Annotated in this window: 24 protein-coding genes; 20 read left to right on the forward strand and 4 right to left on the reverse strand. The window is 61.3% G+C overall.

Features of this window, described 5'->3' with window-relative positions; genetic code table 11:
* Nucleotides 1-7: 7 nt before the first annotated feature.
* The 17 genes from U6037_RS10230 (at nt 8) to U6037_RS10310 (ending at nt 14,222) form a co-directional block, all read left to right on the forward strand.
* On the forward strand, nt 8-1,558 hold the full coding sequence (locus tag U6037_RS10230; protein ID WP_322846638.1) for an ABC transporter substrate-binding protein: 1,551 nt from the start codon (nt 8-10) through the stop codon (nt 1,556-1,558).
* 15 nt (nt 1,559-1,573) lie between these two features.
* Nucleotides 1,574-2,335, forward strand: coding sequence for a peptidylprolyl isomerase (locus tag U6037_RS10235; RefSeq protein WP_322846639.1), 762 nt, complete (start codon nt 1,574-1,576; stop codon nt 2,333-2,335).
* 219 nt (nt 2,336-2,554) lie between these two features.
* Nucleotides 2,555-3,085 carry a response regulator gene (locus U6037_RS10240; RefSeq protein WP_322846640.1) on the forward strand — a complete coding sequence of 177 codons (531 nt, stop codon included), beginning with the start codon at nt 2,555-2,557 and terminating at the stop codon, nt 3,083-3,085.
* Nucleotides 3,086-3,166: 81 nt separating this feature from the next.
* The gene (locus tag U6037_RS10245; protein WP_322846641.1) at nt 3,167-4,873 is read left to right on the forward strand and encodes a GspE/PulE family protein; all 1,707 of its coding nucleotides are present in this window, start codon (nt 3,167-3,169) and stop codon (nt 4,871-4,873) included.
* Nucleotides 4,854-5,657, forward strand: coding sequence for a hypothetical protein (locus tag U6037_RS10250; RefSeq protein ID WP_322846642.1), 804 nt, complete (start codon nt 4,854-4,856; stop codon nt 5,655-5,657). The genes U6037_RS10245 and U6037_RS10250 overlap by 20 nt, the downstream gene beginning before the upstream one ends.
* A gap of 1 nt (nt 5,658) precedes the next feature.
* Nucleotides 5,659-6,204, forward strand: coding sequence for a PilN domain-containing protein (locus tag U6037_RS10255; RefSeq protein WP_127926655.1), 546 nt, complete (start codon nt 5,659-5,661; stop codon nt 6,202-6,204).
* A complete protein-coding gene (locus U6037_RS10260) occupies nt 6,191-6,739 on the forward strand; it encodes a GspMb/PilO family protein (protein ID WP_220558532.1) in 549 nt (182 codons plus the stop codon). The genes U6037_RS10255 and U6037_RS10260 overlap by 14 nt, the downstream gene beginning before the upstream one ends.
* On the forward strand, nt 6,739-7,251 hold the full coding sequence (locus tag U6037_RS10265; protein ID WP_322846643.1) for a hypothetical protein: 513 nt from the start codon (nt 6,739-6,741) through the stop codon (nt 7,249-7,251). The genes U6037_RS10260 and U6037_RS10265 overlap by 1 nt, the downstream gene beginning before the upstream one ends.
* Nucleotides 7,248-9,095 carry a secretin N-terminal domain-containing protein gene (locus U6037_RS10270; RefSeq protein ID WP_322846644.1) on the forward strand — a complete coding sequence of 616 codons (1,848 nt, stop codon included), beginning with the start codon at nt 7,248-7,250 and terminating at the stop codon, nt 9,093-9,095. The genes U6037_RS10265 and U6037_RS10270 overlap by 4 nt, the downstream gene beginning before the upstream one ends.
* A 2-nt stretch (nt 9,096-9,097) precedes the next feature.
* Nucleotides 9,098-9,571: a type II secretion system protein gene (locus tag U6037_RS10275; RefSeq protein WP_322846645.1), complete on the forward strand. Its 474-nt coding sequence runs from the start codon at nt 9,098-9,100 to the stop codon at nt 9,569-9,571.
* 5 nt (nt 9,572-9,576) lie between these two features.
* Nucleotides 9,577-9,951: a type II secretion system protein gene (locus tag U6037_RS10280; RefSeq protein WP_007919395.1), complete on the forward strand. Its 375-nt coding sequence runs from the start codon at nt 9,577-9,579 to the stop codon at nt 9,949-9,951.
* Nucleotides 9,926-10,465, forward strand: coding sequence for a type II secretion system protein (locus U6037_RS10285; RefSeq protein ID WP_322846646.1), 540 nt, complete (start codon nt 9,926-9,928; stop codon nt 10,463-10,465). Before U6037_RS10280 ends, U6037_RS10285 begins: the two co-directional genes overlap by 26 nt.
* Nucleotides 10,462-10,854, forward strand: a complete 393-nt coding sequence (gene csgE, locus U6037_RS10290; protein ID WP_322846647.1) for a curli production assembly/transport protein CsgE — start codon at nt 10,462-10,464, stop codon at nt 10,852-10,854. Before U6037_RS10285 ends, csgE begins: the two co-directional genes overlap by 4 nt.
* Complete coding sequence (locus U6037_RS10295; protein ID WP_095047567.1) at nt 10,851-11,282, forward strand: curli assembly protein CsgF; 432 nt, start codon at nt 10,851-10,853, stop codon at nt 11,280-11,282. The genes csgE and U6037_RS10295 overlap by 4 nt, the downstream gene beginning before the upstream one ends.
* A 28-nt stretch (nt 11,283-11,310) precedes the next feature.
* Complete coding sequence (locus U6037_RS10300) at nt 11,311-12,171, forward strand: CsgG/HfaB family protein (RefSeq protein WP_007919403.1); 861 nt, start codon at nt 11,311-11,313, stop codon at nt 12,169-12,171.
* A 1,022-nt stretch (nt 12,172-13,193) separates the two neighbouring features.
* Entirely contained in the window at nt 13,194-13,565 is a 372-nt protein-coding gene (locus U6037_RS10305) for a DUF6124 family protein (protein ID WP_123463223.1), read from the forward strand.
* Nucleotides 13,566-13,760: 195 nt separating this feature from the next.
* On the forward strand, nt 13,761-14,222 hold the full coding sequence (locus U6037_RS10310) for a hypothetical protein (protein WP_322846648.1): 462 nt from the start codon (nt 13,761-13,763) through the stop codon (nt 14,220-14,222).
* 151 nt (nt 14,223-14,373) lie between these two features.
* On the opposite strand, the gene U6037_RS10315 is transcribed toward U6037_RS10310, so the two are convergent.
* The 4 genes from U6037_RS10315 to U6037_RS10330 form a co-directional block, all read right to left on the reverse strand.
* Complete coding sequence (locus tag U6037_RS10315) at nt 14,374-15,825, reverse strand: curlin (RefSeq protein ID WP_322846649.1); 1,452 nt, start codon at nt 15,823-15,825, stop codon at nt 14,374-14,376.
* Nucleotides 15,826-15,852: 27 nt separating this feature from the next.
* The gene (locus U6037_RS10320) at nt 15,853-16,317 is read right to left on the reverse strand and encodes a curlin (protein WP_322846650.1); all 465 of its coding nucleotides are present in this window, start codon (nt 16,315-16,317) and stop codon (nt 15,853-15,855) included.
* Between the two features lie 72 nt (nt 16,318-16,389).
* Nucleotides 16,390-18,618, reverse strand: coding sequence for an Ig-like domain-containing protein (locus tag U6037_RS10325; RefSeq protein WP_322846651.1), 2,229 nt, complete (start codon nt 18,616-18,618; stop codon nt 16,390-16,392).
* A gap of 35 nt (nt 18,619-18,653) precedes the next feature.
* A complete protein-coding gene (locus U6037_RS10330) occupies nt 18,654-20,000 on the reverse strand; it encodes a hypothetical protein (RefSeq protein WP_322846652.1) in 1,347 nt (448 codons plus the stop codon).
* 423 nt (nt 20,001-20,423) lie between these two features.
* On the opposite strand from U6037_RS10330, the gene U6037_RS10335 reads away from it, so the two are divergent.
* From U6037_RS10335 to U6037_RS10345, 3 genes are all read left to right on the forward strand, one after another.
* Nucleotides 20,424-21,872 carry an ATP-binding protein gene (locus U6037_RS10335; protein WP_322846653.1) on the forward strand — a complete coding sequence of 483 codons (1,449 nt, stop codon included), beginning with the start codon at nt 20,424-20,426 and terminating at the stop codon, nt 21,870-21,872.
* A 192-nt stretch (nt 21,873-22,064) separates the two neighbouring features.
* Nucleotides 22,065-24,872, forward strand: coding sequence for a multicopper oxidase domain-containing protein (locus U6037_RS10340; RefSeq protein WP_322846654.1), 2,808 nt, complete (start codon nt 22,065-22,067; stop codon nt 24,870-24,872).
* Nucleotides 24,869-25,972: an SCO family protein gene (locus U6037_RS10345; protein WP_322846655.1), complete on the forward strand. Its 1,104-nt coding sequence runs from the start codon at nt 24,869-24,871 to the stop codon at nt 25,970-25,972. The genes U6037_RS10340 and U6037_RS10345 overlap by 4 nt, the downstream gene beginning before the upstream one ends.
* Nucleotides 25,973-26,061 lie beyond the last annotated feature (89 nt).

The following is a 26,061-nucleotide window of genomic DNA, read 5'->3' on the forward strand; positions in this document are numbered from 1 at the left end:
CCGCGCCATGAACCTGAGTCGCGTCCTCGCCCTGGTCCTGCTCGCTGGCGTCAGCCTTGGCGCCAGCGCTGCGCCGCTGACACCCGAAGAGGCGGCGGGCAAGCGCTTGTATCGCCAAGGCCTGTCAGCCAGCGGCGAAGCGATCATGGCGCGGGTCGGCGCGGCGGATGTGCTGCTGCCGGCGACCAGCCTGCCGTGCGCCAATTGCCACGGCGCCGATGGCCTCGGTCGGCCCGAAGGCGGCGTGCGTCCGCCGCCGCTGAACTGGGCGCGGCTGACCAGCACGTATGGCCAGCAACAGATCAACGGGCGCAGCTATCCGGCCTACAGCGAAAGCACTCTGGCCATTGCCATCGAGCAGGGTCGCGACCCCGGCCACAACCGCCTCGACCCGAGCATGCCGCGCTTTCTGCTGTCGATGAAGGATCAGCGCAACCTCACCGCCTATCTCAAACGCCTCGCCGATGAACGCGACCCCGGCCTCGATACCGAGACCTTGCACCTGGGCACCTTATTGCCCAGCCAAGGGCCATTGGCCGAGGAGGGCGCGACGGTGGCAGCGGTGCTCAACGGCAGTGTCGCGCGGATCAATCAGGCCGGCGGTATTCACGGTCGGCAGTTGCGGTTGACGGTGATCGACCCCGGCCCGGATCGCGCCAGTGCCGGACAGGCGTTGCAGCGTTTGATCGAGCAGGAGCAGGTGTTCGCTCTGATCGCACCGCTGGCACCGGCCCTCGACAGCGAACTGGCGAGTCGACTGGAGCAGTCTGGCGTACCGCTGATTGGCGCTTTGTCGTTGCTCGGATCGATGCAGGCCAGTCCGCAGATTTTCGAGCCGTTGCCGGGCTTGCGCGAGCAACTGATCGCCTTGGCCGACTACGCCACGGCAAGCTTGCGCGTGCTGCAAGGGCCGACGCTGATTGCCTATCCCGATGACCCTGCACAAGCGCTGGCCGCGCAAAACCTCGGCCAGTACTTGCAGGATCACGGCTGGCAAAAAATCCATCTGCAAGCCTATGGCCCGGCAGCGGATGCGCTGCCGCTGGGTTCGCGCTCGGTGTTCTATCTGGGCAATGGCGGCGGTTTCAGTCGTCTGGCAACGCGGCTGCAAAGCGCCGGGCAAGTGCCTTATCTGTTCGCCGCTTCAAGCCAGGTGGCCGGCGATCTGCTGCAAGTCCCCGACGGATTCACCCGGCGGGTGTTTCTCGCCTATCCGTTCGTGCCCAGCGACTGGACCCAGACCGGGCGCATGGCCCTGACGCTGCTGCGCGAAGGTCAGGGCCTCGGCGCCCAGCACGCGGTGCTGCAAGTCGGCGCCTACGCCTCGATGCTGCTGCTCAGCGAAGGCATGAAACAGGCCGGTCGCGATGCCAGCCGCGAAAAACTGGTGGCGGCGCTGGAAGGCCTGCACGACTTCGACACCGGCCTGACCCCGCGCTTGAGTTTCGGCCCCGGTCGACGCCTGGGCTTGAGCGGCGCACACGTGGTCACCGTGGATTTGCCCGATCAGCGTTTCTATCTGGTCGCGCCCTACAAACCGATTGTTGCCAGCCCCTGAACGGAGGCCCCGATCATGAAGCTCACAAGGCTGTTAATGCTGCTGACCTGCTGGCTCCCGGCGGTCTGGGCCAACAACGAACCGGCGGTGGCGCGGGTCAATGGCGAGGAAATTTCTGGCTATCGCTTCGAGCGCTTTTTTGCCGAATACCTCGAAGATCAGGGCCGCGCGGTGGCGAGCATTCGTAGTCCCAAGGCCTATAAACAGCTGCGTCAGGCTGCACTGCAAACGCTGATCGACAAGGAGTTGTTGTGGCAGGAATCGCAAAAACGTGGCGTGCAGATTGACGAGCAAGCGGTGCGTCAGCAGATCGAGCAGATGCGCAGTGCCATCGGTGGCTCGGACAAATTCCAGCGTCGCTTGCAGGATGCCGGTTTCGACGAGGTTTCTTTTACCGAGTACACCCGCCGCGAATTGGCCGCGCAGCAAACATTTGCCGAGCTGATCCGCGCGAACACTTTGCAACCCCGGCACTTGTTGATCCGCGTGCCTGCGCAATCGGATGCAGCCACAGTAGCCGCAGCGCGTCTACGCTTGTTGCAAATGCGCGCCTCAATCATCAGTGGGGCGAGTTTCGCCAGCGATCCGGTGCGTTCACCGTTCGGCTGGCATGTGATTTATTTGCAGAACCACTTGGAGGCCGCCGATGTCCCAGATTTGCAGGGGCTGGATACAGTCAGGGCACAGCTCGCCCGACAGCAACAGACCCAGGCTCGTCGCCAAGTGCTCGCGCAATTACGGGTGCAGAACAGGATCGAACGAATTGACGACGACTGAAGGTTCCCCCCCAATAGTGGGGAATGGCTTCGATGCCCATTCAGGTGCTTCCCCGTTTCTGGGGAACGGGGTACCTGGACGAGCGGGCATTGTCATTAAATTCAAGGACATGAAGAGATAAAATTACCGGCACTCAGCCTGGCATGAAGTGTGCGTTACCCCTGGTAAGGCGCACTCTCAGGGCGGGGTCATCGGACCTGCTGCTTCAAGGAGTCGACCTTGGTTAACAAAGTACTGGTTGTCGAAGACGAACAGCTGCTTGCACAGAACCTTCAGGATTATCTGTCGGCGCAGGGGCTGGACGTCCGGATTGCACATGACGGAGCGACGGGTATCGGTTTGGCCGAAACGTTTGCCCCCGACGTGCTGGTGTTCGATTACCGCTTGCCCGATATGGAAGGCTTTGAGGTGCTCGACGCGGTCCGCCAGAACAGGAAGTGCAATTTTGTGCTGATAACGGGTCACCCGACCGCTGAAGTCTGTGAGCGGGCGCGGCAACTGCAAGTCAGCCACATCCTGTTCAAACCGTTTCCATTGGCGGAACTGGCCCGAGCTGTCTGCGACCTTCTGGGCATCAAGCGCGAAGCGAAACCCGGTGCGAATCCTTCCGAAGGGTTTGTCGAACGACGCCAGAGCAGGACCGAGAGCTTCCCGTTGCAGTTGTACGATGGCAGTTGGGTGTTGGCGGATCGGCGACGGCAGTCGCAATCCATGGCGCCGGACGACGATCAAATGCTCACCGGGGAGTAATGGCGCGATCAGACGTTCCGGCACTTGCCGCCAAGGTTTGCCGCGCCGACAGGGCTCTGAGCCCCGGTTGGAGAGCAAGCCATGGAACGTCTGTCCGTTGTCGTCGAACCGCTGTTGGCCGAAAGCGCGCCAGAACGCTTTTCCAGTGAACAGCTTGCCCAGGCCCGGGCGCGGGCCGCCACTTCCGGCGAACGCGTGCTTGAAGCCCTTGGCGTACTCTGTGAACTGGCGCCGATGCCGTTCATTCACACCCTCGGCGCCACCCTGCATTACCCGGTGCTCGACACCGACAGCCTGTTTCAAGCGACGCCGGTGTTCGACCGGGTCACCCTCGCACAATGCCTGAAACGTGAATTCATCCTGCTGCGCCACAACGACGAAGTCATCGGCGTATTTGCCGACCCCTTCGACTCGGCGCGGCTGGCCTGGATCGACGACTGCCTGCACGGCGCGCCGCTGTATCTGGTGCACGCCGATGACCTCAAGGCCTATCTGGCCCGCCACGAAGAAAGCTTTCATGCCGTCGAATCGCTGAACGCCCAGGGCGACATCCACAACGAAATCGACACCCTGCAAAGCCTGTCGCTGACCAGCATCAGCGAAGACGCCAGCAGCGTGGTGAAACTGGTCAACTCGACCCTCTACGACGCGCTGAAAATGCACGCCAGCGACATCCACCTCGGCACCACCGGCAACGGTCTGGTGATCAAATATCGCATTGACGGCGTGCTCAACAACATCAGCAAAGTCCAAGGTACGGAGTTCTCCGAGCAGGTGATCTCGCGGGTCAAGGTCATGGCCGAACTGGACATCGGCGAGAAGCGCGTGCCACAGGACGGTCGCTTCAAGATCGGTATCAGTGGCCGCCAGATCGATTTTCGCGTATCGATCATGCCGAGCATCTTCGGTGAAGACGCGGTGCTGCGTGTGCTCGACAAACAGGATCTGGCCGACAAGGTCTGCGGCGTGCAATTGCAGGCGCTGGGTTTTGAAGACGAAACCCTGCGCCAGTTGCGCCGCCTCGCTGCCGAACCCTACGGCATGGTCCTGGTGACGGGCCCGACCGGCAGCGGCAAGACCACCACGCTGTACGCGATGATCACCGAGATCAACCATGGCGTGGACAAGATCATCACCATCGAAGACCCGGTCGAATATCAATTGCCGGGGGTGCTGCAAATCCCGGTCAACGAGAAAAAAGGCCTGACCTTCGCCCGCGGCTTGCGCTCGATCCTGCGCCACGACCCGGACAAGATCATGGTCGGCGAGATCCGTGATCCGGACACCGCGCAGATCGCCGTGCAATCGGCGCTCACCGGTCACCTGGTGTTCACCACCATCCATGCCAACAACGTCTTCGACGTGATCGGCCGCTTCACGCAAATGGAAATCGACCCCTACAGCCTGGTCTCGGCGCTCAACGCGATTCTCGCCCAGCGCCTGATCCGGCTGGTGTGCGCCAGTTGCAGCGCGCCGGTCAATCCGAGCGATGAAGAGCTGCGCGCCTCGGGCCTCGATCCGCAGAAAGTCGACCATTACCACTTCGTTCACGGCAAGGGCTGCGGGCATTGCCGGGGCAGCGGTTATCGCGGGCGCACGGCGATTGCCGAGTTGCTGCACCTCGACGACGAGCTGCGCCAGATGATCGTCGAGCGCCAACCGATCAAACAAATCAAAGCCCTGGCCTGCGCCCGTGGCTTGCGCCTGCTGCGTGAATCGGCGCTGGAGCTGGTGGAACAAGGTCGCACCACGCTGGAGGAGATCAATCGTGTCACATTTATCGCGTGAGCGTTTTGTCGCCGTGCTCGGCGCCAGCGGTGTTGGCCTCGGTCAGCGGCGCGGCAGCGACACCCTGTGGCTGGGCAGCGTCGGTTACATCGACGAAGGCTTCCAGAGCTACGCGGTGGCGCTGGACACCCTCGACCGTCTGCTCGGTGAACACGCCCGCGCCGGCGCCGAATTGAGCGTAGTCATCTCCGGGCACTTCAGCCGCTTCTGCCTGGTGCCATGGAGCGCGCAGATCAGCAGCCCGGAAGAACTGCGCGGCTTTGCCCAACTGTGTTTTGAAGACCTGTTCGGCGCGCCAACGCAAGCCTGGAGCCTGGTGCTGTCCGCCGAACCGGCCGGTTACGACCGCATTGCCAGCGCGTTACCACAGGACTTGCTCGAACGCCTGCGCTCGCTGGTCAGCGGTCGCGGTTTGCGCCTGCGCTCGGTGCAGCCGTACCTGATGGCGGCGTTCAACCGCTTCGACAAAAGCCTCGATGCCGGCGACTTCCTCTTTGTCGTCGCCGAGCCGCAACGCAGCGTGTTGTTACTAGCGAGGGAAGGGCGCTGGGCCGGCGTACGTTCGGTGGGCGGCAGCGACAGCGATGCCGCGTTGAATGCCCTGATCGGTCGTGAACGCCAGCTGCAAGCCTCGACCAGCGAACGCGCCTTCAACGTATATCTGCATACACCGGCGCGCCTCGATGCGCAGCCGGACGTGGCGGGTGTGCAACTGCGCACCCTTGAAGACGACTCGATGACTGTGCGTGACGGCTTGTACGTCATGTCCCGGGCGGTGGCCTGATATGCGCGCCCTGAATCTGGATTTTCAACCGCGTCCACGTTCCGGCCCGTTGGGTTGGAGCCTGCTTGGCGGCGGTGTGTTGTTGGCGGCGCTGTGCTTCGGCGTGCAACAGCACCTCGACGCGCACACCGAACAGCAACAGGGCCACCTGCAAACCACCCAGCGTCAGCTCACTGGCGACAGCGGCGCCAAGTCCACCCTGAGCCCGGCGGAAACCCGCGAGCAAGCGGCAAACCTTGCCGAGATGCGCAAGGTCTCGCAGCAACTGCGCCGGCCGTGGGAACGCCTGTTCGCCATGCTCGAAGCGATGCCGCGCGATGACGTCGCGCTGCTGACCCTGACCCCGGATGCGCGCAAAGGCCAGGTGCGCATCAGCGCCGAAGCGCGCGATCTGCAAGCGATGCTCGACTTCCACAAACGTCTGGAAGCCAGCGACGAGCTGTCCGACGTCTCGCTGCTCAGCCACGAAATCGTCGTCAAATCGCCGGAGCAACCGGTGCAATTCAACCTGTCGGCGACATGGGAGATTGGCGATGCGAATCCCTAGACTGATCGTCCACGAATACCTGCAAGGCCTTGGCGTTCCGGGCCTGGCCGGGCTGGCGCTGCTGCTGGTCACCGTGACTTGGGCACTCGGCGGTTTGCTGCCGGGCTGGCAATCGTTGCAGCACTTGAGCCAGCAGACTCAGGAAGCTACCGCGTACCTGGCCAAGGTTGAAGACGGCAGCATCGCGCCGCCGGTGGTGCCACAACGCCAACTCGACGACTTCCGCAACAAACTGCCGGCGCAGCCGCAAGCCACCGTCGCCATCGACCGCATCTATGCCCTCGCAGCGCAAGAACACATCACCCTGGCGCGCGGCGAATACGCCCTCGGCGTCGACCCGAAAACCCATCTGGCGCGCTATCAGATTCTTCTGCCAGTGCGCGGCAGCTACCCGCAACTGCGGCGCTTTCTGCATGCCTTGCTCGGCCAATTGCCGGCGGTGGTGGTGGAAGACCTCGAGTTGCAACGCAAGAAGATTGGCGACACCGACCTCAATGGCCGGATCCGTATGACCCTTTACCTGTCGAGGTCGTGATGAATACCAAGCGCGTGACAGGGTGGGTAGCGTTCTTCGGCGTGGCGGCCGCGCTGGCGTGGTTGCCGGAATATTTCTCGCCGAGCGAAGACGTCGATTCGAACGAAGTGGCTGTCGCTACGCCGGGGAAAACCCGCGGCGCTCTGCCAGCCAGCGTCGCCAAGGCCAAGGATGCGCCGATCAAGGACCTGAGCCCGGCCGGCGACTTGTTCGCGGCCAAATCCTGGAAGGCCGCGCCGACTCTGGCCACGGTCACCGAAATTGCCATCAATCCAGCAACAGTGGTGCAAGCCCCGAGCCTGCCACCGGTGCCGTTTCAGTTCGTCGGCAGGCTGCATGACCGCAGCGACCTGCAAGTGTTTTTGCAGAACGGCGAAAAGATCTACGTCGTGCGCAACGGGGATGTGATCGACGACACCTGGAAGATCACCGGCATTTCCGATCTGGAGCTGAGTCTGGTCTACCTGCCTTTGCATTTGTCGCAGACCTTGTCTGTGGGGAGTACGCAATGAACCGTTCCCGTTTGCTGATGAGCCTGAGCCTGTGCGCCGGGCTGGCCGCGTGCAGCTCCGCGCAGGTGGCCAACAAGGAAGCCGCCGACCTGATTGAACAGGGTCAGTACGAAGCGGGTCTGGCCCGCGTCGAGGAGGGGCTGCGCGAAAATCCACGGGACACTGAGTTGCACTTGCTGCTCAACAGTGGCCGCGCCAAGGCGATCACCGCGTTGCTGACCTCTGGCGACACCGACCGTTCGCGCCGTGACTTTGCTTCGGCCCGCACCGCCTACAGCCGCGCGCTGACCATCGAACCGAACAATCGGCGTGCCCAGGATGCGTTGCGTCAGCTCGATTATCTGCGCAGCATGGACGAGAAAATCGAACTGGCCCGTGGCGATCTGCGTCGTGGCGATATCTACGGCGCTGATCGTCAGGTCAAACAGATCCTCGAACTCGACCCCAACAACGAGGGCGCGCTGGAGCTGCAAGGCAACATTCGTCTGGTGCAGAGCCGCAACGTGATTGCCTATCCACAACTGCGCACCAAGCTCGATCGGCCGGTGACCCTGGAATTTCGCGACGCCAACCTCAAGACCATTTTCGAAGTGCTGTCGCAGGTCGCCGGGCTGAATTTCATCTTCGACAAAGATCTGCGCCCGGACATGAAAGCGACGATCTTCGTGCGTGACGTGCGCATCGAAGACGCCGTTACCCTGCTGCTGCAACAGAACCAGTTGCACCAGAAAGTGGTGAACGAAAACACCCTGCTGATCTACCCGGATTCGCCGCAGAAAGTGAAGGATTATCAGGAACTGGTGATGCGCACCTTCTACCTGACCAGCATCGACGCCAACACTGCGCTGAACATGGTCAAAACCATGCTCAAGACCCGCGACGTGTTCGTCGATGAACGCCTCAACACCCTGACCATGCGCGACACCGAAGACGCCGTGCGCATGGCCGAAAAACTCCTGCAATCGCAAGACCAGTCCAACCCGGAAGTGGTACTCGAAGTGGAAGTGATGGAAGTCGCTACCCAGCGCATTCTCGACCTCGGGCTGCAATGGCCGAACACGTTCGGCGTGGTCAACAGCGACGGTTCGGCGGTCACCATTCTCGATCAGCTCAAAGGCATCAACTCCAGCCGCATCTCGATCTCGCCTTCGCCGCAGGCCAAGATCAACGCGCAGGACAACGACATCAACACATTGGCCAGCCCGGTGATCCGCGTCAGTAACCGCGAGCAGGCGCGCATTCACATCGGTCAGCGGGTGCCGATCATCAGCGCCACTTCGGTGCCTTCGACGCAGGGTCCGGTGATTACCGAAAGCGTCACTTACCTGGACGTCGGTCTGAAGCTTGAAGTGCAACCGACCGTACACCTGAACAACGAAGTGGCGATCAAGATTGCGCTGGAAGTGAGTAACGCGACACCGCTGGAGCCGACCCGTCAAGGCACGATTCCAGTGCAGGTCGACACCCGCAACGCGCAGACCACGCTGCGCCTGCACGACGGCGAAACGCAGATCCTCGCGGGTCTGATGCGTAACGACCACGGCGCCACCGGCAACAAGATTCCGGGCCTGGGTGATATTCCGGGGCTGGGTCGGCTGTTCGGCAGCAACAAGGACACCGTCGGCAAATCCGAACTGGTGCTGTCGATCACCCCGCGGATCGTGCGCAACCTGCCGTACCAGAGCCCGTCGGACATGGAGTTCTCCACCGGCACCGAAACCAGCATGCACATCCAGGCCCCGGATCGTTCGCAGAGCTACGTGATGCCGTCGCCGGCCGCGCAGCCGCGTGCCGTCGGTGAGGCGGCCGTGGCCACCACCCGCGTCACTGTCGAGAAGCCTTGATCATGAACGCCTCCCAACGCGGTTTCAGCCTGATCGAAGTCGTGGTGACGCTGGCCCTGATCGGTCTGTTGGCGAGCATGGCCGCGCCGCTGACCGAGACTTTGGTGCGGCGTGGCAAGGAGCAGGAATTGCGCAACGCGCTGTACCAGATTCGCGATGGCATCGACGCCTACAAGCGTGCCTTCGATGCCGGCTACATCGAGAAGTCGCTGAACAGCAGCGGCTACCCGCCGAACCTGAAAGTGCTGGTCGAAGGCGTGCGCGATGTGCGCAGCGCCAAGGGTGCCAAGTTCTACTTTTTACGCCGCATCCCGCGCGATCCGCTGGTGCCGGCCAAACGTGATGACGAAGGGGGTTGGGGCGTGCGCGCCTACAACAGTTCGGCTCAAAACCCGCGCGATGGCGAGGACGTTTTCGACGTCTACTCCCACGCCCGGGGCAAGGGCCTCAACGGCATCGCCTACCGCGAATGGTGAACCTCATGCGCCGGGAAAAAGGTTTTACCTTGCTGGAGCTGATGGTGGTGATGGCGATCATCGCCACGCTGATGACCATCGCGCTGCCGCGCTACTTCAACAGCCTCGAAGCGTCGAAGGAAACCACCCTGCGCCAGAGTCTGTCGGCGATGCGCGAGGCGCTGGATCACTTCTACGGCGACACCGGGCGCTATCCGGATTCCATCGAGCAACTGATCGAACAACGTTACCTGCGCAACGCGCCACTCGACCCGATCACCGAACGCAAAGACCAGTGGGTGCTGATCGCGCCACCGGACGGCGTTGCCGGTGGTGTGGCCGACATAAAAAGCGGTGCTACCGGGAGGGCGCGTGATGGCAGCCAGTATTCCGAGTGGTAACCGCGCGCAGCAGGGTGGTTTCACTTACCTGGGCGTGCTGTTCCTGATCGTGGTGATGGGCATGGGCCTGGCCAGTGCCGGCGAGTTGTGGTCGACCGCTTCACGTCGTGACCGTGAACGCCAGTTGCTCTGGGTTGGCACTCAGTACGCACAGGCGCTGCGCAGCTACTACCGCAGTTCGCCGGGGCTGGCGCAGTACCCGAAAGAGTTGGTGGATCTGCTTGAAGATCAGCGTTTTCCCGAGGCCAAGCATCATTTGCGTCAGCTCTATCCGGACCCGATCGGTCAGGGCGAATGGGCACTACAACGTGGCTTCGATGGACGCATCACCGGCCTTAACAGTCCTTCGACCGAGCTTCCTTTGAAGCAAGCGGACTTCCCGACGCAGTGGTCGGATTTCGAAGGCATGCAGCGTTATTCGGACTGGCAGTTCGTCGCCGAAAAAGCCTTCCTCGACGGCACCAATGGCCCGGCCAAAAGCCAGTCGAATCTGCCGCAGGCGTTGCAGCCATGACTCGTCAGTGGTGGTGCGCGCTGATGCTCACCGTGGCGGCGTGCTGCGCTCAGGCCGGTGAAGAAGACGAAATGATGGGCTTCATCGTCGACGACACGATCTCGCACATCGGCCACGACTTTTACTACTCGTTCAGTGAACGCCTGCGCGACACCAGCCGGATGGATTTCAACCTGGTGGTGCGCGAGCGGCCCGACGCGCGCTGGGGCAGCCTGGTGACCGTGGAATATCAGCAACGCCTGGTTTATCGGCGCTTCCTGCCGCCGAACACCGTGGAACTGAAGGACGAGGCCTACGCGGCCGCCGACTGGGTTCGACGCCAGGTTGTCCAGCGCAAGCTGGAGGCTCTGTTGCAGGACACCACCGACCTTGAGAAGGACGAACTATGAACAGCACAACGTTCTCACGGCGCAGCGGATTCTGGATCTCGGGGTTGTTGATCGGGCTCGCCAGCGCCGCGGCTGTCCAGGCCACTGAACTGGTCTACACGCCGGTCAACCCGTCGTTCGGCGGCAACCCGCTCAACGGCACCTGGCTGCTCAACAACGCTCAGGCGCAAAACGATCACGATGACCCGGACATCCAGAGCCGTTCGGCGGTGGCCGGTACTTCGGCACTGGAGCGCTTCACCAGTCAATTGCAATCGCGGCTGCTAGGGCAGTTGCTGGACAACATCTCCACTGGCAACACGGGGAGCCTGTCCACCGACTCTTTTATCGTCAACGTCATCGACGACTCCGGGGCACTGAGCATTGAAGTGACCGATCGAGCGACCGGTGAGGTTTCGGAAATTCAGGTGAACGGCCTCAACCCGTGACGGGCTGACGGTTCCGGGGAGAACGGACATGAAAAAGATCATCGCGTTAGGGCTGCTGTTGGCGACATTACAAGGGTGCAGTCTGCGCGAGCCGATGTCGGCCGAGCAGGACACCGAAACCCCGACCCTGACCCCCAGGGCCTCGACTTATTACGACTTGCTGAAGATGCCGCGGCCCAAGGGCCGGTTGATGGCGGTGGTGTACGGCTTCCGTGACCAGACCGGGCAGTACAAACCGACGCCGGCGAGTTCGTTTTCCACCAGCGTGACCCAGGGCGCGGCGTCGATGTTGATGGACGCGATGCAGGCCAGTGGCTGGTTTGTCGTGCTGGAACGGGAAGGGCTGCAGAACCTGTTGACCGAGCGCAAGATCATTCGCGCGTCGCAGAAGAAGCCGAATACGCCGGTGAATATTCAGGGCGAGCTGCCGCCGTTGCAGGCGGCGAACATGATGCTTGAGGGCGGGATCATCGCCTATGACACGAATGTGCGTAGCGGTGGGGAAGGGGCGCGGTATCTGGGGATTGATCTGCAGCGTGAGTATCGGGTGGATCAGGTGACCGTGAATTTACGTGCGGTGGATGTTCGTAGCGGGCAGGTGTTGGCGAATGTGATGACCAGCAAGACGATTTATTCGGTGGCGCGCAGTGCCGGGATTTTCAAGTTTATCGAGTTCAAGAAGTTGCTTGAGGCTGAGGTTGGCTACACCACGAATGAGCCGGCGCAGCTTTGTGTTCTGTCGGCGATTGAGGCGGCGGTGGGGCATATGGTGGCGCAGGGGATTGAGCGGCGGTTGTGGCAGGTGGCGGGGGACGCTTCTGTGCCTGGGCAGGATGATGTTTTGAATCGGTATTTGAGCCAGAACAAGGTGGATCCGGAGGCGGAGTGAACGTGGCGGCCTTCGGGCCGACCAGGTTCTGGTTGGGCGGTGAGTTCTGGTTGACTGGGTGCATATCCGTTGCTGCGGTAATGGCTGCTTAGGGTTCCGCCCTTACGGCGGGTCACCTTTTCCAAACGCCGAAAAGGTAACCCAAAAGGCTTGCTCCTACGTGCGGCCCGCTCGCTGGGGCTCGGGGTTCCTTCGCTGCGGGATCGATCCGGGCGCAGCGTCTCCGGTTTGCTTCGCTGCACCTACTCCCGCTGTGTTTGGCTGCGCCAAACGGTCGCTGCGCTCCCACGCCCGGATCAATCCCTCCACTCAGCCTTCCGACGTCGCCCGTGGATCAAGATCAAGAGCAGGCGAGCTGACACTCGGCCTATTGAGTGGTGAGGAGCACAGCGTGGTCGGCTTTGGATTTGTGGTGGATTCGCCCCTCACCCCAGCCCTCTCCCGAGGGAGAGGGAGCCGATTTTTGGGCCTTTCAAAATCTGAGTTCAACGCGGTATCGCACGTCGGCGTATCTCTACCAAACCACTCGGTCAGTCCCCTCTCCCTCTGGGAGAGGGCTAGGGTGAGGGGCTCTTGCTTCAACGCTTCAAAACCTGAATTCAGCTCGGTATTTCACGTCGGCGTATATCTACCAAACACCTCGGTCAGTCCCCTCTCCCTCCGGGAGAGGGTTAGGGTGAGGGCTGCGATCTGAAGTGTGTTTAAAGAAATGTCTGAATCAGCGGAACCTTCCCACAAGGTTTTCAGGTTGTCCGTCGGACGTCCGGTCTCTAGCCTGTGTTCGTCGCTGCCAATTCAGCGACCGGGCATGGAAACCCGAAGACACGAGAGAGCAGATACGCCTTTCATAACGTATGCTTGCGCACTTTCATTGTGTGCACTCTGTTATGGCGGTTGTGCGCGGGAGACATTCGTGTCTGCCGGGTTGCTCTCTCCCGGATTTCCAGCCTGCGTACAGCTGCCACCCATTTTTCCTGGAAGTCGAATGGGCCAGCTGCAACTATCAATGAGAGAGAATCACCATGAAAAAACCAACACCCAACCCCCCAGAACCAGACACCAACACCACATCCCCCTACGCCTCAGTCGACAGCAAAAAACTCCACGAAGCCGCCGACCGCGCCCTCGATTTCTACCTCAACCCCACCGCCCACATCATGTCCAGCGCCAACGAGCCGGAACCCATGTACCTCGCCAATCCCAGGTACAACACCGAATCGCTCCTGGCCAACGCCAGCGAAACCCTTGGCTCGGCCAGCGAAATGCTCATCAACTTCGCCGCCTCCCTGGAAACCTCTCAGCGCAAAACCGCACTGGGCATCGCTCAAGTCGTCATGCTGGGCGAACTGGCGGTGAATCAAGCGCTGGATCACGTCGAGTTGAAGGATGGCTGATTGATCGTTCCCACGCTCTGCGTGGGAATGCAGCCCTTGACGCTCTGCGTCAAATTTGCGAGTTGGAACGCGGAGCGTCCCGAGAGGCATTCCCATGCAGAGCGTGGGAACGATCAAATGGTATTTTCATGCCTGCGGATTTTCAGGCAATGATTGAAGGAAACACGGAAGCGCACTATGACAAGAAAAACGTATATGAAAAGTAAGTTGGTTGCCGTTTTGTTGGTTGTTTCAGTGTTTGTGAATATCGCAGTGCTGATGTTTGTCATGTTTAATGGTTTTTCGAGAACCCAAGGCATGAAAATGATTAAGACTAGAGAGCCTATGTTGATTGGTGGGCAGAACGGTGATGAAAATTACTATGTGCTGCCTATGGGGGCTACTGTTTACTATGACAAAAGCTTCTCGGAAGGATTTAGTCGGTACATGGTTTATTTTAATCACCATGGTCCCATTGTTGGTGATGAGGTTCCAATGGAGCCAAAATATCAAGGCTCACTTGTTGATCCCCTTTGGTTGTCTGATGTTGATGCAGATACGTTGAAAGAAATTTTCAAGCGTTTCCCCCTTTCCAAAAAAGACATTGCCGCCGCTATTAAATCTAATGAAATAACCAAGGATGATCTGGCCGACATTATTCGCTCGATGCCAGATTGACCAGTTCTATAGGCGCTGCCGAAGTCTGCGATAGTTTGACTTTAATTTTTAGAATCAAGGTCAAAAGATCGCAGCCTTCGGCAGTTCCATAGGGCCAAAAAAAACCGCGACCCCCCTCACCAGAGAATCGCGGCCCATCAACACCCAACCCCTACTGCTGCAACACCGTCGCCTGGTTAGCCGACCCGAACTGCTGAATATTCGCCGTCTGCGTAATCCCACTCTGATCCACATTGGCAATGTTCCCGGTACCCCCCTGGGTCACATACGCCACGTTCATCGTATCCGCTTGTTTCACCGTGATCATGTTGTCACTGCCATACAGTTGCGCGGTATACGCCTGGTTCCCCGTTCCCGACTGATCAAACTCAGCACTGTTGCCGGTGCCATTCGAAGAACCCTGCACCAGGTTGCCCGTGCCGCGCTGATCCGAGATCAAAATGTTGTCGCTACCATTCTGATCAAAATACAGCTCGTTATACGACTCCGCCTGACTGACCGTGGTCTTGTTGCCCGTCCCGGTCTGATGCGTGGTCATCACCTGCCCGACGCCATCCTGAGTGAAACTGGCAACGTTGCCATTCCCCGCCTGAGTAACCGTCGCACGCTGGCCGCTGCCGAACTGGCCGCCCGACTGCGGGCCTTTCCAGTTGCTGGCGTAGACCTTGTTGTCGTTGCCCACGGACGTGGCGTTGAGCACGTGGCTGTCGCCGTTCTGATAGGTGAAGTGCACGTTGCCGTTACCCACCTGATACAGCGCCAGTGTCGAGTTGACCGATTCGAACTGGTCGGCGTAGATGGCGTTGGTGTTGCCGACCTGGGTGACGGCGGCGCTGTTGTTTTCGCCGAAGCTTTGGTCGACCACGGTTTCGTTGCTGTCGCCGTATTGGTTGACGGTGGCTTGGCTGGCCAGTTGCGCGTCCTGCCAGATTTCCGTGCCGTTGAGGTTGCCAAACTGGTTGATGGTGATGTTGCCGCCAGTGCCGTTGCGCTGGTCGCCGTAGGCGTAGTTGCCTTCGCCGGCCTGGTTGATGCCGATCTGGCCGCCGTTGTGCAGCACTTGTTCGGCGGTGCCGTAGTTGGCGGTGCCGTACTGGGTGATCACGGCGCTGTTGCCGGTGCCTTCATAGAGTTGCTCGATGTTGGCTTCGTTGCTGTCGCCGAACTGGAAGGTTTTGCCTTCGCTGCCGTTCTGCGAATCCTGATAGATGAACGAGAAGTTGCCGGTACCTTGCTGCTGTTGCAGCGCGCTGTTCGGTGAGCCGAAGCCCAGCGACTGACTGGCGTGAGCGGTGTTGAAGGCGCCGACCTGTTGCTGGGTGATGGTGGCGTTGTCTTCGTAAAGCTGTTCGGCGTATCCGGCGTTGTAGTCGCCGACCGCGTCCTGGGTGATCACGCTGCTGGCGTGGTCTTGCACGGCGGCGGCGTCGTTGCCTTGGCCCAGTTGAGTCTGGGTGGCCGTGCTGAACGGCGCCTGGGTCTGTTTCACGTCGGCGATGTTGGCGGTGCCGACCTGGCTTTGGTTGGACAGGCTGTCGTCGGCCATGGCCTGGGCACTGATCATGACCAGGATGGCGGCGGTGAGGGGCGTCAGTTTGAACATGATGAACTCTCCGATGATTGGCAGTGCTTAGCGATATTGCTTGACCGAAACGCTCATGCCGTTGCCCGACTGGGTCACGGCGCTTTGCAGCCCCGCGCCGGCCTGCTCGATGCTGGCGTCGTTGTTGTTGCCGTTTTGCGAAATCTGCGCGCGGTTATGGCTGCCGTTTTGCGTGATCGAGGCGGCGTTGCCGGAACCGTTCTGGTTGATCAGCGCCATCAGGTCGCTGCCCTGTTGCAGGATGTACGCTTCCTGATTGCTGCCCGACTGCACGATCTGCCCGAGCAGCGACTGACCGTTCTGTTGCAGCAGGGCGACGTTGGCCTGGCCGAGCTGGTCGATCAGGGCTTGCTGACCCACCGCTGGGGGCAGTTCGCCGAGGTCGCTGCTGGTTGGGGCCAGGTCGTCGTTTTCCATCAGGTCGTCGGCGCGCACGCCCGCACTGCTGCACAACAGAAGCAGACAAAGCAGGGCGGCGGTCGGCGTGTTCATGGCTCACTTCCTGTCAGGCGTTAACCGGTTTGCAGTCGGCCCCAGCCACCCGAAAGTGGCTGGGGGGCAGGCTTACAGCGTGGTCACCGAGACCGTGCGCACGGTGCCCTGGGACGAGCGGATCGTCGCGGTCGGGTTGGCCGATGGCACTACCAGCGTGTTGTTCAGCGTCAGCCGCCAGCGTCCGGTCAATGGCACCGTGGTGGTGCCAAGGGTGACCAGCCCGGAAGGGGTGGTGACCTGCACGGTGATGGTGTTGCCGGTGGTCACTGACGAGGTGCCGGTGAAGTCCCAGTTGAAGCGACCACCGGAGCGTGCCTGCACCGTGGAAGCGGTGACGGCGAACGTTTCCGCCGCTGGCCGTGGCGACACTTGCACCGTGACCGTGGCCGGCGTCGACAGGGCACCGAAGGCGTCCCGGGCGATGTAGGTGAAGGTCGTGGTGAACGCCGTGGTCACGGTGGCCGGTGGGGTGTAGGTGATCACCGTCCCGTTGCTGCTAACCGTGCCTCGGCCGGCGGCCGGTTGGGTCAGGCTGTTGACGGCCAGTGGCACGTTGCCCTCCGGATCGGTGTCATTGGCCAGCACGTTGATCGGGATTGCTACGCCCAAAGTGGCGACGCTGTCGGCGACGGCGGTCGGTGCCTGGTTTGGCGCGACGGTGATAGTTACGGTGGCCGGGTTGGCCGAGGCCAGGCCTTTGGCGTCCTGCGCTTTGTAGGTGAAGGTGGTGGTCAGTGGCGCGTTGACCACGGCTGGCGGGGTGTAGACCACCGATGTGGTGCCGTTGAGGGCTACGGTGCCTTGACCGGTGGCCGGTTGAGTCAACGCGGTGATGCCCAGCGGATTGTCACCATCAGGATCGCTGTCGTTGGTCAACAGACTGAGGGTGATCGGCACACCGAAGCTGGTGCTGCCGCTGTCGGCGTTGGTGATTGGCGCCTGGTTTTCACCAGTGTCCGGGGCGCTGCCGACCACGACGACCGCTTCAGTGTCACCACCGCCAGCGGCAGATTTCACCGTCACGGTGGCCGGTGGCTGGGTCAGGTCGGCGACGGTGATGCGCTGCAGGGTGCCGGTTTTCGACAGACGTCCGTAGCCCTGGGCAACCATGTCGGGGATCGCCACTTCATCGCTCGAGGTGGCCTCGATCAGCAAGCTATGGTTGGCCCAGTTGTAACGGGCAGTCTGCACTTTCACCACGTCGGTGAGCTTGGCTGACACGGCCGTCGGACGCGTGGTGCCGGCAGGGTTGGTGGCGGTCACGACGACGACCGGAGGTACCGCGCCAGTGCCCAGTCGGTGGCCGAAGAACAGACCATTGTTGTCACCCAACAGACTGGTCTGGCACGGCGTTGGCGGTGGGCCGGGCAGCAGCGCCACGGTTTCGCGGAAGCACAGGGTCGAGCTGTTACTGGCCTTGGCAAACACTTCGGCACGCACGCCAGCGGCGGTGCGGCGATAGGTGGCGCGGTCGATTTCCACCTGCGTCTGCTGACGGTTGTCGAGCACTTTGCCGGACAGGCTGAACACGCTTGACTGGATCGTCCCGGCCGGCCCGGTGATACGCAGGAAGTTGGTGTTGAACGGGCTGCCGGTCACCGCTTCGTTGAGGTTCGGGTCACCGACGAAAGTTTCCGTGGCGCCTGTATCGGGGTTCACTTCGGTGTACGGGCCGTTGACGCTGCGCAGGAACGGTCCGATAGCGCCATTGACGGCACCGGTGAAATTGCCCGGTGCGCCGATGCCAATGTCGCGGGTGATGTTGATCGCGCGGCGCCCGGGTGCGGTGACATTGACCGTCTCGACGCCATACGGGTGAGTGATCGTATAGGTGCCGGCAACGGGTACGTTCACCCGGATGCGAATCCGCGCAAAGCTTTGCTGATCTCCATCGACCGGATTTTCCGAGGCGAATGCCGCTTCGATCCCGGCGACATAAGCGTCCACACCATAACCGGCAGCGTTGTCGGCAATCGTGGTTTCGGCCAGGAACCAGAAGGCTTCCGGCGGCCAGTTGTCCGGGAAAATCATCGGCTGGGCGTCGTCGTAGATACCCGGCTCAGCCAGCAAAATGCACATGTAGGCCGGCGGCGTGGTCGCGGCAACGCGCGAACTGGCAGCACGCGACTGGCACAGTTCCATCGACAGCAGATTGTTGTCCTGATACCACATCGGGAATTTCCCGGTGGCGAAGGTGTAGGGGCCGGGGTCGACGGCGGCGAGTTGCGCATAGGCACTGCCGGTCAGCGAGAGAGCGAGCCCGAGCGCGTTGAGCGCAAAGCGTGGCCACTTGTTCATGATGCCTCCTGATGCGGATCTGGGCATGTGAGCGTTCATTGCACGATGACCACTTCTTCGGTATCGCTGCCGCCGTTGGACGACGTCACCCGAACCTTGGCCGGTGGAATCGGCGAGATCCCGGTGGCCAGGGTTTTCACTGCGCCGTCGCCACCGAGCGCACCGATGGCGGCGCCGCTGCCGGAGGTGGCGGTGAGTACCGGCGGCGAGGTTTCGTCACTGGTCGAGGCGACCACGGTCAGTTGTCCGGAGCTGAGGCTGTATTGCGCGCTCTGGATCACCACCAGATCGGTGAGGGTCATGGGCAAGGTGGTCGGCGTGCTGCTGGCGATGGCCAGGTGGTTGTCGGCGGTCACCTGCAAGGTGGTCGGCAGGGTCGGGTTGACCGAGGACTGCGCGTACCAGCTGCCGGTGCTGTTGGCTTCGGTCATGTTCAGCACGGGAGTGCTGCTGGTGACGGCTGCCGTACCCGGAGCTGGCGGAGCGAGGACGAACACGTCTTGCTGCGCCACCGGTGCGCTGTCGCCGGCTTTGCGTGAGTAGGTGCTGCGCTGGGTGATCATTGGCGTAGGCCGGACCACTGTCGACAACTTGCCCGAAACGGCGAACACGTTCGTCCGCAGATCGAGGCCGTTAGGGCCTTCGATGCGCACGTAGTTGGTGTTGAACGGGCTGCCGGTGACTGCCTCGTTGAGGTTCGGGTCGCCAACGAATTGTTCGGCGGCACCGGTCAGCGGGTTGGTCTCGGTGTACGGGCCGTTGACACTGCGCAGGAACGGTCCGATGTCACCCTTGAGCGCGCCGTCATAGGTTTTCGGCGTGCCGATACCAATGTCGCGAGTCATGTTGATCGCGCGCCGCCCGGGGGTATCGATGTTGAACACGTCGACGCCATACGGGTGGGTGATGACATAGGTGCCGGCGGTGGGCACGTCGACGCGAATACGGATTCGGGCGAAGCTGACTTGATCGCCCTCGACCGGTTCTTCAGCGGCGAATGCGGCTTCGATGGCGCTGACGTAGCCCAGATCAATCCCCCGCGCGGCGTCGACGAGGGCCGTTTCGCCGGTGAACCAGAACGCTTCGTCGGGAAAGTTTGTCGGGAAGACAATCGGTTGGGTGTCATCGAACACGCCGGGGGTCGGCAGCAGCGAGCACATATACGACGGTGCGCCGGGGGCGCTGGGTACTCGGGAGCTGAGCGCTTTGGACAGGCACAGATCCAGGGTGCGACCGTGGGAGTCCTGATACCAACTGGCGAAACCACCGTTGGCCGGCGTGTACGGGCCCGGATCAACAGCAAACAAAGCGGCCTGGGCAATGCCTTGGGCCAAGGCGCTCACGACCAGGACGGTCGCGGTTTTGGACAGTAAAGGGTGCATGAGTTAATCCCTCTATCGAAGTACCTGCCCCTTGGGGATGGGTCAGTTGCACAGGGCCTGTACACCTTCCATGCCAAGGTGTGGTGAGTGGACGGGAGAGGGCCGGGATAGAGGGCTTTTGCGATTGGAAAGCGCTGGATGGGATAGCTGGGGAAAGGGCGTCATTCCCCAGAATCGGGGACGGTGGGGATGACCATCATTGCCCGCCGTACACAACCCCCCTGTAGGAGTGAGCCTGCTCGCGATAACGGTCTCCCTGTACCAAAAATCTCAGCTGACCCACCGCGATCGCGAGCAGGCTCACTCCTACAAGGGATTAGCGGTGTCTGTGGGATCAACTCAACCGGGGCGATTGCCCCGCAACCGGGCAAACCCCCACCCGTGGGCTATAACCCTATAGGGACGTATAGAGAAGTCGCCGCCATGAACATGCAGTCAAAGTCGCTACCGGTCGAGGAGGGCAATCTGCGCTTGAGCTCGCGCAAGCAGCCGTTCAACCTGCTGCGCTGGTTTTCGCTGATCAGCATGGCGGTGATCGGCACCGTTGCCGTGGCCCTTGGGGCGGTGTCGACGCGGTTCGTGATCGAGGAAAGCGTGCAACGCGATGCCTTGCTCACCGCGCAGTTCATCCAGGCCATCGCCTCGGCCGAGGTGCGCCACGTTTCCATTCCCAACGTGCGGACCATGGGCGAGTTGCTCGACCCGCGTCAGGACAAGGATTTTCCCGACGTCAACCCGCAAGCCCGGGCCGATGCCCGGGGCGAGTTTCTCGATCACATCGAACACTTGCCGGACGTTATTCTGGCCAACATTTATGCGCCGGACCGCCAGGTAATCTGGTCAACCAATCCCGCACTCATCGGCACCAGCATTCATGCCGACGAAGACCTTGATCGCGCCTTCAACGAAAAAATCCCCGTCTCCGCCAGTTATCACGATGTCGACAAGGAGCGTGAGGAGCAGAAGTTCGTCACACCGCCGGATTACATCTTCATCGAAAACTACATCCCACTGTTCGACGCCGAGGGCAAGAACGTCACGGCGATGGTCGAGATCTACAAGGAGCCGAAAGACCTGATTGCGCGCATGGAGCGTGGCTTGACCCTGATCTGGCTGGCCACCGCGCTTGGGGGCGGACTGATCTATCTGGGCCTGTACTGGATCGTGCGGCGCGCGGCGATCCTGCTTGCGGCCCAGCAAAAACAACTGATCGCCAATGAAACCTTTGTCGCGCTGGGGGAGATGTCTTCAGCGGTGGCGCACAGTTTGCGCAACCCGCTGGCGACCATCCGCTCCAGTGCCGAGCTGGCACTGGAGTTCGATGCCGGCCCGGCCGAGAAGAACATCAAGGACATCATCGGTCAGGTCGATCGCATGTCGAAATGGGTGCGCGAACTGCTGCAATCGCTGCGTCCGCTCAACGATGATCCGGAGCCAGTGAACCTCGTTGCGGCGTTGCACGAAAGCCTCGTCGCATTTGAGCAGCAGATCGCCAAGGCCGGCGTGCAGGTGGTGTTTCATCCGCAAAATACGCCGATGGTGCTCAGCCAACCGGTGCAGTTGACGCAGATCCTCAATAGCCTGCTGGCCAATGCTCTGGAAGCGATGGACAAGGGCGGCACGCTGACCGTGAGCCTGGAGTCGAGCGACGACCGTGGCGTATGCGTGGTGCTCAGCGACACCGGTAAAGGCATGAATGAAGAGCAACGCACCATGGCCTTCCGCCCGTTTTTCACCACCAAGTCTGGCGGCCTGGGTGTTGGTCTGGTCCTGGTCAAACGCATCATGGAGCGCTTCGGCGGCGGCGTGACCCTCGACAGCCGCGAAGGCGAGGGCACCACCGTGCGCCTGGCCTTCCAACTCGTCCCCTGAACCATTCCCCTGTAGGAGTTTTTCATTACTTCAAAAATTTTATGAACTTCCCCCATCAGTGGGTGTCAAGCCCCGGTCACCGGGGAGTGGGGAAACCCACAGCGCCCTCAAGTCCCTGTAACAACTGGAAATAATTTATTGGCGCAGTAGTTGCAAAACACCATCACCCCTTCCTTGATGAGGCGGCTGGTGATGGACAAAACAACGCGTGACCCAAGCAATACCTTCCTGCTGACGCCGTTGAGCGTCTTTCTGATGTTGACCCTCGGCACCATGGTCGGCGTCCGCGCCAGTCCCATCGATGACGAGCGACAGCCAGAAAATTCCGACCCGTCGGCGTACTACGACGAACCGGCCGACCGCGCCGGGGCGCTCAACAACATCCTGACCCTGCCCGAGGCCAACGAAGATTCCTTCGACTTGCCCGACGGCGTCAAAGGCACCCGCGCCTCGACCCGCACGGAAAACATTCTGCCGCCGACCGTGCAGACCAGTTTCAACTACCCCACCAACGGCAAGCCGAGCCCGCTCTATGGCGCGCAGCCGTTTACCCAGCAGTTGACCCTGTTCGAAGAGTTCGGCCCGGAAAAACTCGACCCGAGCACCCCCGCCGCGCCGCTGCCATTTCCGCCGGCAGCGATTGGCCCGGCACCGGCCCAAGACCCGAACAACATTGCCCGCAGTGCGCCACCCGGCACTGCCCTCGATGCGTTCCTGCGCCAGCCGGGACTGACTCCTTTCCCGAGCCAGTTCTCCAATATCGTCGACCGCAACCCGTGGCAGGCGCAGATCGAAGTGTTCCTCAACCGCCATATCGGCTCCTCTGCTGAAGGGCGGCCGCCAGGAAAAGGCTGGGCGCACCAACGCTGGAACGAGTTCTACCCGCAAGCAGCCTACAAAACCGTGCAGACCGGTGCGCGCCTCAACGGAGGCCTGCGCGACAGTCGCCAAATGCATGGCTACACCATGGGCGAATTCGGCCCCGGTGGTCTGTACCACAACGTCGCGGGCGTACCGGCGACCGATGGCACGGCCAAAGGCGTCGATGCGCGTTTCCACCCGAACATGCCGGTGCAGAACCACAACTCGGTGTGGACCTTCGACGGCACGCTGCCGCCGAAACTGTTGATGGTGCGCTATGGCCAACCGCTGATGATGCGCCACTACAACGGCTTGCCGATCGATCCGTCGGCAAACCGTGGTTTCGGTCTGCACACCATCAGCACCCACGAGCACAACGGCCATGCGCCAGCGGAAAGCGACGGCTATGCCAACGCGTTTTTCTTCCCCGGGCAGTTCTACGACTATCGCTGGCCGATCCAGCTCGCCGGTTACGACAGCATCAACACCAAGGCCGAAGACCCCCGCGCAGCGTTCCCTTGCGCCCCGGGCGAAACCCTGTGGGTCAACGACATGGCACCGGCGAAGAAGACCTGTGACAACGGCACCATCAAGATCCGCGGCGACTGGCGCGAGACCATGAGCACCCACTGGTTCCACGACCACATGCTCGATTTCACCGCGCAGAACGTCTACAAGGGCAACGCGGCGATGATGAACTACTACAGCGCGCTGGATCGCGGCAACGAATCGGTGAACGACGGGGTCAACCTGCGTCTGCCTAGCGGCAGCGCCTTGCCGTGGGGCAACCGCGACTACGACGTCAACCTGGTGCTGGCCGACAAGGCCTGGGATCAGGAAGGCCAATTGTGGTTCAACCCGTTCAACACCGATGGCTTTATCGGCGATCAGATGCTGGTCAACTGGCAGTGGAAACCGACCCTCGATGTGCGCGCACGCAGCTATCGTTTCCGCATCCTCAACGGCTCGGTGTCGCGCTACTTCAAACTGGCGCTGGTGCGGGAAATCAAAGGTAGCGGCGGCGAGTTCCAGGGGCCGAAAAATTCCGGCCTGACGTACAGCCGTGTGCCGTTCCACATGATCGCCAACGACGGCAACATCATGGAACACAGCGTGCCGTTCGACGGCTCGATGGATCTGGACGCCGATGGCGATAAACAGAACCACAACGCGATTCTGCCGACCCAGGGCATCGCCGAGCGCTTCGACATCATCGTCAACTTCTCGAAAAACGGCATCAAGCCCGGCGACAAGCTGTTCTTCGTCAACCTGCAATCCCACGACGACGGCAAAGGCCCGAAAGACGTGATCTCGCTGGCTGAGGTGCTCTCGGAGAAATACCTGCCGGTGATCAAGCAGACCAGCAAAGGTCCGCAGTGGGACAAGGGCGATCCGGTGGTCGGCAAGTTTCTGCAGCTCAACGTCAAGGCCTACACCGGCCAGGATCTGGCGATGAACCCGGCAGCGTATGAACCGGCGAAACCCGGCAAGGCTGAAGGGCTGGTTATGATTCCGCTGAAGCTCCATCGCGACAACGCCGCCGACAAAGCCGTGCTGGCCAAGGCTCGCCACCGTACCTTCACTTTCGGCCGTTCCGACGGCACCGATGAAGCACCGTGGACAGTCAAGACCGATGGCGGTTTCGGCTTCCACATGGACCCGCGTCGCTTGAATGCTTCGACTCAGCTGTCCAGCGGTCCGACCGATGCCGGTATCACCGGGTTCGGCACCCTCGAAGTGTGGAACATCAAGGCCGGCGGCAAGGGCTGGAGCCATCCGGTGCACGTGCACTTCGAAGAGGGGATCATCCTCAGTCGCGGCGGCAAGGCACCGCCAGAATGGGAAAAATGGGCGCGCAAGGACGTCTATCGCATCGGTTCGGAAAACGACGGGCTGGACAGCGTCGAGATGGCGATCAACTTCCGCGAGTTTGCCGGGACGTACATGGAGCACTGTCACAACACTCAGCATGAGGACAACTCGATGCTGCTGCGTTGGGACCTTGAGAAGCCCGGCCAACTGCAATTGATGCCAACGCCTCTGCCGAGCTGGGACGGTGTGCGCTACGTCAACTCCGCCGCGCTGCCAACCTTCCGCAACGGTGACGGTATGGGCCCACAAGTGGTGGTCAAGCCATGAACCGCCGCCACGGTGACAGCCAACCTGTGCATACCCCGCGTTCCCGGGCGCTGGGCATGCACCTGGTGCTGATGCTGGTGGTCTGCGTGCTCGCCAGCCGTGTGCTGCTGGCACACCAGGCCAGTGTCGGCGAGCCACCAGCGGCGAACGAATCCGCCACCCCGTGGGGTGGCGACTATTTCCCCAACACCCTGCTGACCGATCAGGACGGTCGGCAGGTGCACTTCTTCAATGACCTGATCAAGAACAAAGTGGTGGTGATCAACTTCATCTTCACCTCGTGCAGCGACTCTTGCCCACTGGAAACCGCACGCCTGCGTCAGGTGCAGAAACTGCTCGGTGATCGGGTCGGGCAAGACATCTTTTTCTACTCGATCAGCATCGACCCGCTCAGCGATACCCCCCAAGTGCTCAAGGCTTACGCGCAACGTTTCAAGGTCGGCCCCGGCTGGAAGTTTCTCACCGGCGAGTTCGAAGACGTCACCGATCTGCGCAAAAAGCTCGGGCTGTTTATCGACGGCGTCGACAACGGCCGCACCAAGGATCACAACCTCAGCCTGATCGTCGGTAACCAGAGCACCGGGCGCTGGATGAAAGCCTCGCCGTTCGAGAACCCATGGATTCTCGCCGACCAACTGGCCAACACCTTGCAGAACTGGAAACAGCCGAGCATCGAAGAAAGCTACGCCAACGCTCCGGACATTCGTCCGCCGAGCAATGGCGAAGAACTGTTCCGCACTCGCTGTGCCTCGTGCCATAGCCTCGGCCCGCAGGATGGCCAAGGCATTGGCATGCGCAGCATCGGCCCGGACCTGATCGGCGTGACCCGCAACCGCGATCCCAAGTGGCTGAATCGCTGGATTCGCGAACCGGACCGCCTGCTCGCGGAAAAAGACCCGATTGCCCTGCAACTCTACGAACAATTCGAGCGAATCCCAATGCCCAACCTGCGCCTCGACGAGGCATCTGCGCAGTCGATCATCGACTTCCTCAGCGATGAAACCGAGCGTCAGCAACCGGCTACCAAAGCCTTGACCGACGGTGCTTTGACGCCAGTAAAACCGGGCGATCCAGCAACGACGGTAAGTCAGATGCGGTAGCGGCGAAATAGCATCATTGAACCGTGTGTCGCGGTCAGAGCCACCTACACTGATGGCTATAAGCGGCGCGATATAAAACTCCAGGGCAC

The organism is Pseudomonas sp. B33.4 (assembly GCF_034555375.1).
Lineage (GTDB): Bacteria > Pseudomonadota > Gammaproteobacteria > Pseudomonadales > Pseudomonadaceae > Aquipseudomonas.

Coding starts and splice junctions, on each gene's coding strand:
- U6037_RS10230 (WP_322846638.1), top strand. CDS start 8: ATGAACCTGAGTCGCGTCCTCGCCCTGGTCCTGCTCGCTGGCGTCAGC.
- U6037_RS10235 (WP_322846639.1), top strand. CDS start 1,574: ATGAAGCTCACAAGGCTGTTAATGCTGCTGACCTGCTGGCTCCCGGCG.
- U6037_RS10245 (WP_322846641.1), top strand. CDS start 3,167: ATGGAACGTCTGTCCGTTGTCGTCGAACCGCTGTTGGCCGAAAGCGCG.
- U6037_RS10255 (WP_127926655.1), top strand. CDS start 5,659: ATGCGCGCCCTGAATCTGGATTTTCAACCGCGTCCACGTTCCGGCCCG.
- U6037_RS10260 (WP_220558532.1), top strand. CDS start 6,191: ATGCGAATCCCTAGACTGATCGTCCACGAATACCTGCAAGGCCTTGGC.
- U6037_RS10265 (WP_322846643.1), top strand. CDS start 6,739: ATGAATACCAAGCGCGTGACAGGGTGGGTAGCGTTCTTCGGCGTGGCG.
- U6037_RS10270 (WP_322846644.1), top strand. CDS start 7,248: ATGAACCGTTCCCGTTTGCTGATGAGCCTGAGCCTGTGCGCCGGGCTG.
- U6037_RS10275 (WP_322846645.1), top strand. CDS start 9,098: ATGAACGCCTCCCAACGCGGTTTCAGCCTGATCGAAGTCGTGGTGACG.
- U6037_RS10280 (WP_007919395.1), top strand. CDS start 9,577: ATGCGCCGGGAAAAAGGTTTTACCTTGCTGGAGCTGATGGTGGTGATG.
- U6037_RS10285 (WP_322846646.1), top strand. CDS start 9,926: ATGGCAGCCAGTATTCCGAGTGGTAACCGCGCGCAGCAGGGTGGTTTC.
- csgE (WP_322846647.1), top strand. CDS start 10,462: ATGACTCGTCAGTGGTGGTGCGCGCTGATGCTCACCGTGGCGGCGTGC.
- U6037_RS10295 (WP_095047567.1), top strand. CDS start 10,851: ATGAACAGCACAACGTTCTCACGGCGCAGCGGATTCTGGATCTCGGGG.
- U6037_RS10300 (WP_007919403.1), top strand. CDS start 11,311: ATGAAAAAGATCATCGCGTTAGGGCTGCTGTTGGCGACATTACAAGGG.
- U6037_RS10305 (WP_123463223.1), top strand. CDS start 13,194: ATGAAAAAACCAACACCCAACCCCCCAGAACCAGACACCAACACCACA.
- U6037_RS10310 (WP_322846648.1), top strand. CDS start 13,761: ATGAAAAGTAAGTTGGTTGCCGTTTTGTTGGTTGTTTCAGTGTTTGTG.
- U6037_RS10315 (WP_322846649.1), bottom strand. CDS start 15,825: ATGTTCAAACTGACGCCCCTCACCGCCGCCATCCTGGTCATGATCAGT.
- U6037_RS10320 (WP_322846650.1), bottom strand. CDS start 16,317: ATGAACACGCCGACCGCCGCCCTGCTTTGTCTGCTTCTGTTGTGCAGC.
- U6037_RS10325 (WP_322846651.1), bottom strand. CDS start 18,618: ATGAACAAGTGGCCACGCTTTGCGCTCAACGCGCTCGGGCTCGCTCTC.
- U6037_RS10330 (WP_322846652.1), bottom strand. CDS start 20,000: ATGCACCCTTTACTGTCCAAAACCGCGACCGTCCTGGTCGTGAGCGCC.
- U6037_RS10335 (WP_322846653.1), top strand. CDS start 20,424: ATGAACATGCAGTCAAAGTCGCTACCGGTCGAGGAGGGCAATCTGCGC.
- U6037_RS10340 (WP_322846654.1), top strand. CDS start 22,065: ATGGACAAAACAACGCGTGACCCAAGCAATACCTTCCTGCTGACGCCG.
- U6037_RS10345 (WP_322846655.1), top strand. CDS start 24,869: ATGAACCGCCGCCACGGTGACAGCCAACCTGTGCATACCCCGCGTTCC.